This is a genomic window from Mycobacterium sp. NGS68 (assembly GCF_059812195.1).
This window is the reverse complement of sequence record NZ_JCALCE010000069.1, coordinates 1-7,090: the sequence shown is the minus strand read 5'-3', so window position 1 is coordinate 7,090 and position 7,090 is coordinate 1. Positions and strand designations below refer to the sequence as shown.

At 63.7% G+C, this 7,090-nt stretch carries 10 protein-coding genes; 2 read left to right on the top strand and 8 right to left on the bottom strand.

Going from position 1 to position 7,090, the window contains the following annotated elements:
• Nucleotides 1-240: ATP-binding protein (locus AC5Y5V_RS31155; RefSeq protein ID WP_499942893.1), on the top strand; the 240-nt coding region annotated here is incomplete at its 5' end.
• On the opposite strand, the gene AC5Y5V_RS31150 is transcribed toward AC5Y5V_RS31155, so the two are convergent.
• From AC5Y5V_RS31150 to AC5Y5V_RS31115, 8 genes are all read right to left on the bottom strand, one after another.
• Nucleotides 237-1,436 (bottom strand): DUF3263 domain-containing protein, encoded by a 1,200-nt coding sequence (locus AC5Y5V_RS31150; RefSeq protein WP_499942890.1) that lies wholly within the window; start codon nucleotides 1,434-1,436, stop codon nucleotides 237-239. The genes AC5Y5V_RS31155 and AC5Y5V_RS31150 overlap by 4 nt on opposite strands.
• 1,037 nt (nucleotides 1,437-2,473) lie before the next feature.
• Complete coding sequence (locus AC5Y5V_RS31145; RefSeq protein ID WP_499942887.1) at nucleotides 2,474-2,968, bottom strand: hypothetical protein; 495 nt, start codon at nucleotides 2,966-2,968, stop codon at nucleotides 2,474-2,476.
• Nucleotides 2,969-2,993: 25 nt separating this feature from the next.
• The gene (locus AC5Y5V_RS31140; RefSeq protein ID WP_499942886.1) at nucleotides 2,994-4,043 is read right to left on the bottom strand and encodes a DUF2510 domain-containing protein; all 1,050 of its coding nucleotides are present in this window, start codon (nucleotides 4,041-4,043) and stop codon (nucleotides 2,994-2,996) included.
• A 96-nt stretch (nucleotides 4,044-4,139) separates the two neighbouring features.
• A complete protein-coding gene (locus AC5Y5V_RS31135) occupies nucleotides 4,140-4,538 on the bottom strand; it encodes a hypothetical protein (RefSeq protein WP_499942884.1) in 399 nt (132 codons plus the stop codon).
• Nucleotides 4,535-4,693: a hypothetical protein gene (locus AC5Y5V_RS31130; protein WP_499942882.1), complete on the bottom strand. Its 159-nt coding sequence runs from the start codon at nucleotides 4,691-4,693 to the stop codon at nucleotides 4,535-4,537. Before AC5Y5V_RS31130 ends, AC5Y5V_RS31135 begins: the two co-directional genes overlap by 4 nt.
• A gap of 272 nt (nucleotides 4,694-4,965) precedes the next feature.
• A complete protein-coding gene (locus tag AC5Y5V_RS31125; RefSeq protein ID WP_499942881.1) occupies nucleotides 4,966-5,508 on the bottom strand; it encodes a hypothetical protein in 543 nt (180 codons plus the stop codon).
• Between the two features lie 214 nt (nucleotides 5,509-5,722).
• The gene (locus AC5Y5V_RS31120) at nucleotides 5,723-6,478 is read right to left on the bottom strand and encodes an Rv2253/PknI dimerization domain-containing protein (protein WP_499942880.1); all 756 of its coding nucleotides are present in this window, start codon (nucleotides 6,476-6,478) and stop codon (nucleotides 5,723-5,725) included.
• 56 nt (nucleotides 6,479-6,534) lie between these two features.
• Nucleotides 6,535-6,807: a hypothetical protein gene (locus AC5Y5V_RS31115; RefSeq protein ID WP_499942878.1), complete on the bottom strand. Its 273-nt coding sequence runs from the start codon at nucleotides 6,805-6,807 to the stop codon at nucleotides 6,535-6,537.
• A 76-nt stretch (nucleotides 6,808-6,883) separates the two neighbouring features.
• On the opposite strand from AC5Y5V_RS31115, the gene AC5Y5V_RS31110 reads away from it, so the two are divergent.
• The coding region (locus AC5Y5V_RS31110; RefSeq protein ID WP_499942877.1) for a hypothetical protein at nucleotides 6,884-7,090 on the top strand (207 nt) is incomplete at its 3' end.

Here is a 7,090-nt window from a genome sequence, read left to right as displayed (position 1 = left end):
CTCGATGACACCGGCACCCAGCTGCTGTTCCGCCTCGTCGCCGGCGCTTACGAACGCCGCTCCCTGGCCATCGGCTCACACTGGCCCTTCGAGCAATGGGGCCGCTTCCTACCCGAGCAGACCACCGCCGTCAGCATCCTCGACCGCCTGCTGCACCACGCCACCGTCGTCATCACCGACGGCGACTCCTACCGCATGAAAGACGCCCAACACCGAAAGGAGCAGCCCACACCAACTTAGGAACCACCGCACGGGGTGGATACTTTCATCTGGCCACCAGCGGATACTTCAACCTGGCCATTGACAAGATCGATTGGTTTACCGCGGAAGGTGCCGTGTCCGGTCTTAACGAACGGCCGAACAGCCTCACCGTAGGAAGGGCCACCCGCGAGGCTCTCCAAGATATTGCTGGCTCGGTACATCACTTTGACGCCTCCGCCGGGCGGCAAATCCGCCGGATTTGGGACGGGCTTTCCGGTGAAATCCTCAGCGGCGGTGATAATTCGACCATTTGGCAGCTGGAATCCAAATTGATGAATCTGAGTACCGATCCGCCCAGCGTTTCGTGCCTCGACTCCGATGATGCCCATGACCATTGGAGGAGTAGTAAATCCCTGGACACGTACCACCGTTACGCGGGGACCGCTGCGCCGCCATGAGACGATCTGCCAACCTATTGCGACACCGGACATCACGAACGCCAGCCCGGAGATGCAGAGGGTGAGGATTACCGGGCCGGTCCATACCGGCGTCGCGCCAGTCGCCACTCGAGAATATGCGCTGCGGAGGACTGCGTGTCCCGAATCCGACGGACGGAGCCGATTGACCGTCACTGGGTCATAAGACAGCGCGGCTGGCGCCGCCAGGATCTGGGTCAGCACTTGGCAATACCGGATCGGCGTCATCCCGAACCGCTCGCGGATTGCGGCCTCTTTGCCGCCGTTCGTCGCCCACCATCGCCGCTCGAAATCGAGCACCGCGCGCTGCTGATCGGTCAGGGAATTCACAACCAATCTCCGTTCAGGTGGTGCTCGAGGTCGGATACTTCGAGCGGGTCGAGTGTGCCCATCCGTGTCTGCAGGGTCGGTTCGTCGACCCACAGGTGGTCGGCGAGCTCGCGGGTGCCGGGTCCAGCGGAGCCCGTCGACGAGCGTGGGAATCGTGATGAGCCGGCGCGATGCGGTTTCGTCGACGATCCGCTCCTCCCGCGCCGCGGCGCCGGAGCCGGCGGGGATCGGGCCGCGCTCGCGGTGCACCAGCTCGTGGGTCAGGGTGCAGCGACGCTCAGCCTGCGTCAGCGATCGGTCCAACCAGATCCGTGCCCCGCGCTCCAGCCCCATGATCTGCTCGGGCAACCGATAACGGCAGGACACGTCGACATCGGCGTGCTGCGTGCGAAGTGTCCGCCAGGGATGAAAGAGAGCTTCGATGCTCATGCCCGTGGACGCTGGGCGAGCGGTACGACAATACCCAGTTTGAGCTGGAATTACATGCTTGCCGTTCTAGACGAACGCTAGATCCCGCGCCAAGTTGTCTGCAAAATTTTGGGCAACGGGGACTTCCTTCGCGCGGCTACTAGCGAGGCTGAACGCCGGGCATCCTTCAGCAGCCGCGTCAAGGTCCGCGATGAAGTGATCCTCGTTCGCACGTCGTGAAATCCGATAAGGACGGGCGTACCGCTGGTTGCCGCACTTAACCATCAAGACTGCCCATCGATTGGTGATGCTGCGCCGTATCGGCTCAAGGAGGCCGACCGAGTATGGGTCGGCGCAGTAGACGCGATTGGCCTCATCTTCGGTCAGACGGACCACAAGCGCTTGGGATGCGCCCGGTCTGTCATCGAAGAGCCATACGAGGACAGCTCCATCTGAATCGCCGACAGGGAGCAGGCCCGCACGTCCGCGTATCGGCGTAATCGCAGTCGAGCTGGCGTGATCTTTGGGAAGTGCACTGATCCAGCGCAATCCCGAGTTAGCCCGCTTCAACCACCATCGCGTACGCGGATGCATCGCTCACACCCCACTTTCTGCCAACAAGCTTAACGCGACACGCCGCAGATCAGACCACCAACTTTTGTGGGCTTCGATACTCGCGTCAGCACACGTGGCAAGTATGCTCGCATGTTGCGGCCGCTGCGGCCGCGGGGTGTGCAAACAGCGATAACGAGCGGCCACCAATTTTGCTACGTCGAAGTGACGATGCCGGTAGTTCGACCTAGGCGGCCGACCAAACAGGGCATACGCCGTCTGCTTGAGCGTTAGCCTTCCGGACAGCACCGACACGTCGAACTCGCCCCTTTCATCGAAGCGAGGCTCTTCACGAAACCACTCGGTGCCGAACTGTGTGAGCCACCCATCAGCTATATCGCGCCCAGTCGGTGGTCGCTTGGCTTCGGGCTCCTTTGCAGGATCAACAGAATGTTCGGCACGAAAAGACCGCACCTCGACGCTCCGCGCCTCTTGATTCTTCCCCATCACCTTTCCTGTGGGTCAATCCGGGCTTCCTCGCCGCCGGCCTCGCCCTGCTCCGGGCGCGCGCGGTGCTGGGTCGGGGCGCGGCGGCCTGGCGGTGCGGTGACGACAGCGCCCACCAGCACCACCAATCCAGCGACAGCCAACGAGATCGCCCAGAGCCGCCGCTGAGCTATCGGCGAATCGCAATTCGGAGGACTGGGCGTGGAATACCAGCCCGTGACACGATCACCTGGCCCGGTGATTCTGCCCGTCACTGGGTCGAGTGTCGCGGCGAGCTCGCGCCTGCGCTGCTCGAGTTGGTAGTCCGCGAAAGCCTGTTCATCGCGCTTGATGGCGGTCCCACACCGCACTGACGTGCCCGCCGAATCGTGCGCCGACATCGGAACACCAGCCAAAAATACCAGGCCGAAAACCAGCGCCAGGAGACCAACGCCCGCCAGGTACCAACGCATCGGAGTCATGCTGCCGAGCCGATCGGCATCGCCAGCCATCATGCCCGATCCCCTTCATGTCGGCGCATCATCTACGGCTCCGTGGGTTGGGTGCCGTGTGCTCGGTCCACGCTGCGCCGTTCCAGTACCGCATGAACTGCGGATATTGGGGATCGTCGTACCAGCCTGCGGGTGGCAGCGGCGGGGGCGTTGGAGTCGGGGGGCGTTGGATCACAGCGCTTTTCGCTCGGCCTTCTTCGACTTGGTAGAGATGTCCGCTCAGACGGTAGGCTTGCACGTCCGGTTCTTCGGCGATCAAACCCAGCACTTCAACGGCCTCTCCGTTGAGAACCTCGGGCGTCGCCTCATTTGCCTTCACAGCAGAGATGCGTACCTCAGCTGCGACGGCGGACCCAGTGATGTCCGCCCAGCACGCCGGGAGGATGCCGCGGCGGGACAGATGCTGGATCAGGGGCAGGAACCGCTGACTCATCTGCGGCGTGAGTTGCCCGATACGTTCATCATCGATACGCACTTCCACCAGCGGACGTCCAGCGGCGCCCACCTGTTCATGAAGAGTCGCGATGAGCAAGCCGTAACCGCCGGGCGGCACAAACTTCAGCAGCGCGTTGGTGTGCTCGTTTTCCTTCGTGACCTGGACAATCGTCGAGCGGGGAAGAAGTGTGTGTGGGACGGCAGGCGGGTTGTTAAGAGGTAGCGCGGTGTGCGGCTCGCCGAGCTTCAATTGGACGGTCGCACCGAAGTCCGTTGCCGGATCACCGGTCCCGTCCCAGTTCTCCCAGTCGGGCCGCTCGAAGGCGTACACCCGCCCAGGGACGACAGGGATATAACCGGACGCGCAGATCCGGCGGACGACATTCGCCCAGCTAGGTGCGTCGGTGCGCGGGATGTGGCCGACCGTCTTGTTGTCGGCACGCACTGCAATCGCAAAGGGATCGTAGGGATTGTCAGGCTCGGGAATCAGTTCGAAATCACGTCGAATTTCAATGCCGCTGCCATCCCAATCACCTGGAAGCAGACTCCGAATCGTTGCACCGTAATAGCTTTCGCCAACAATGTCGTATTCACACCAAGAGCTAGTACTCGTACACCACAGGGTGTATTGCGTCGCGGTCATGCGGTGTGACCAGTCATCTCGCGAACTGATCCTGGCCGTCGCGCCGAGACTGGCTCCGGTGGGCGAGGCTGGGCGGTGCTGCTGCTACTGCTCGCATCAGATGTTGCCGTATTCGCCGGTATGCCTTGGGCATAGGTTGTACGTGGCGTATTGAGCGAACAGCGCCGCGTAGTACAGCGCATTGTCCCGGCGGTCGGCAAAGGTACCCGCGACAAACCTTTCAATCGCGTTGTGCGCCATACCCTGGTCGAAAAACGAACACACCCGGTAGCCGATGCGGACTGTCTCATACACATCGACCCTATAGCCCTGCGTTGCGACCGAGCCGATGAAATTCAACTCGTCCCGGGTAAGCGACGGATCGGCACTCGCCGGCGCAACGAACGTCGCGAAACCAGCGAAGACCCACCCGGCTACAGCAAACAGTAGCCGCGACTGCCGGACGAAGACGGGGACACGCCGCGGATATGTGACGATCGCCAAATTGCGGCTCATGGCTCGATCCGATCCCAGACGCAGTTGCCACCGAGGCGGATGCCACCACCGGACGGGATGCGATATGTCATCGGCTCGCCGAAATTCGACATCAGATTGTCAGGAACTCGCTCCACCTCGTACACGAACGGGTAGTCGAGGAACCGCATCAACATGCAAACGGGTGGATAGTCTTCCGTGGGTGTGCCGAACCACAGTCCCGGCGCGATCCCGACTCCAACTTCCAGATCTTTCGCGAATCCCTGCTTTGTCGCGAGATGTGTTGGCGGATTTGGTGTCCGGGGCGGAACGGTTGGGGGCGACGCGGCGTGAACGGAGCTGGTTATCGTGACGGTCTCCGTTTTCGTCGTTGCGGTTGGCGCGCCGTGCGATGAACACCCATCCAACACCGCCGCGGCGCACAGTCCGACTACCAACCGCGGCGGCGTCACTCGTCGTCCCCGCGTGGGTCAACCTGCGAACCGTCGCCGCCGGCTTCGCCCTGCTCCGGCTGGGCCCGGCGCTCGCCCGGCTTCAGCGTCCGGGCGGCGTGAGTCCGCTCCGGCGGCTGGCTATCGCTGCGTTCAATGTCGAGGTTCGTGCCTTCCGAAATATGCGCGATGTCGATGCGCGCCCGCTTCCTCCGGAAGCGCCTCGTCTCGCTTTTCAGTCGCTGCAACCGTGCCGGGTCCCCGACGATCTTCCGCGCACTGTCATGCATGGATTCGGCTAGATCATCAATTTCGTTGATAAGCGCGTCGACGTCGGAGACTAGCGTCTCGACATCGTCCACATCCTCTGGATCGATCGCTGTGTCGATGCCCAGTGCGGTGGCGTGAAGGTCGTCCACATCTACCGCCAGGCCGGCGATCGGTGGTGAGTAGTCGGGTCGGCGGGCGGGGATCTGCTGCTCGGCGACGCTCCGGGGGCCGCGAGCATCACGGTGAACAGCTCGAACGTGGCCGCGAACTGCTGCGGGTTCAGCGATCATCGGCCACGGCGGGCGGAGCGCTGACCACTACGGCTGCGAACAGGACTGCGACGAGGTACCTGATTTTCGGCTCCACACTCTCTCGACGATTCGTTCACCTTCTGCAAGTCGATATACCCAGCCGCCCCGGTGGTCTCTCCCGAGATCCCTGGGCGGATTTCGGCGTTTCGAGCGGTCGATCACCCGCGCGGCGTCCCGATTGAACAGGAACCGATTAGGGAGGCGGCCCTGGCAGCAATAGCCCTTCCGGTACCGATCCCACCCGCGTCATCGTGATCGGCGTCTCCGTCACATTTCCCTTGAACCCACACTCATCCGTGATGATCGTGTAGGTGTCCGTGCCTCGCAGCCGACCATCAGCCAGAGGCAGAAACGCCCACCGCTCGCCGTAGTTGCCAGGGCACCGGGCCTCCCCATGATTCACAGCCGGCGTGGCATCCTCCCATTTGCCGCCGACAAAATTGAGCGTGTCGGTCGATGCCGGGATGCGCGCGACGCCATGATCCTGATCGTCCAGCCGGACGCCGATGGCGGTGCAGCCCGCGGCGGTGCACGACGATCGAAAAGCCCACCAAGTCGTATGCGGCTCCGCTTTGGTGCTCGGCGGTGTCGCGTTGCCGCGGAAAGTGCCTTCGTCAGCGTGGTAGTCAAGCCGGTACGTTCCGTTCAAGACCGCGCCCGGCGGAACCGCGGCCGCGCTTGAACTCGCCGGAGCCGCTGCCGGCGCCGGCCCGCGGGCGGAGTGATGTTGACCAACCACGAAGGCCCCCGCGATGAGGCCGCTGATTCCGACCCCGGCCAGGAGAGCCTTAGCCCACCGCGGCACTGGCCGCCGCACCGGAGGAGCCGTATCGCCAGCCGACCACGCCAACGCTGCGGCGGCCAGCGTGGGCGCCAGCTCGGGGACAGCCACAGTCTCGCCGTCGTCCGGTCGAGCGGCGGTTTCATCGGAGGCCTGGGCCTCGGCCATGCCAGTCAATGTAGCCCCAGCCGCTCCTGCTGCGCTGGCATTTCACTGCCCCTCACCTACAGGCAGAGGTCGATCGCCGCGATATCCATGTATGTCGCCCGTGCCCGCGCGATGGATGCATCTACGTCGATGGGGGCCCCAATTCCCCCGAAGAAGGCGTCGGTAGCTCGCTTGCGATCATCGGGGTATCGGGCCAGGACAGCACACGCCTTGTAGGCGTTCCTGACTACTGAGCCGCCGGGCATCCATGCTGTGACGTCGCCCATGTACGCGCCGTGGCTGCCGGGAATGTCGGCGTAGGAGACGTGGTTCGGGCCAGGGAGGTTCACTGCGGTCTGCAGTGCCGTCAGGAAGATTTGTTCGCGGACTGGGTCAGTCGGAGGAGCTGGTGCTGGCGCCCCCGCCGTGGACGATGATGGCGGCGACACGGTCCCTGTCACCGGGGGTGGCGGGCTGAGCGGGGCTGCGGACGGCGCCGGCGGTGTCGCGGAGTTGGCCGGCGCGGCGCTGTGCGAGCCTCGGTGCGCGAGCACGACGACGGTCAATGCGACCGCTCCGCACACCGTGATGACGCCGAGCGCGGCGCCCAACACCGATCGCCATGACCGCCCC

What these genes read in the sequence shown, in the direction of transcription:
- AC5Y5V_RS31150 (WP_499942890.1), bottom strand. Translation starts at nt 1,436, where the DNA reads ATGAGCATCGAAGCTCTCTTTCATCCCTGGCGGACACTTCGCACGCAG.
- AC5Y5V_RS31145 (WP_499942887.1), bottom strand. Translation starts at nt 2,968, where the DNA reads ATGATGGCTGGCGATGCCGATCGGCTCGGCAGCATGACTCCGATGCGT.
- AC5Y5V_RS31140 (WP_499942886.1), bottom strand. Translation starts at nt 4,043, where the DNA reads ATGACCGCGACGCAATACACCCTGTGGTGTACGAGTACTAGCTCTTGG.
- AC5Y5V_RS31135 (WP_499942884.1), bottom strand. Translation starts at nt 4,538, where the DNA reads ATGAGCCGCAATTTGGCGATCGTCACATATCCGCGGCGTGTCCCCGTC.
- AC5Y5V_RS31130 (WP_499942882.1), bottom strand. Translation starts at nt 4,693, where the DNA reads ATGTTGATGCGGTTCCTCGACTACCCGTTCGTGTACGAGGTGGAGCGA.
- AC5Y5V_RS31125 (WP_499942881.1), bottom strand. Translation starts at nt 5,508, where the DNA reads ATGATCGCTGAACCCGCAGCAGTTCGCGGCCACGTTCGAGCTGTTCAC.
- AC5Y5V_RS31120 (WP_499942880.1), bottom strand. Translation starts at nt 6,478, where the DNA reads ATGGCCGAGGCCCAGGCCTCCGATGAAACCGCCGCTCGACCGGACGAC.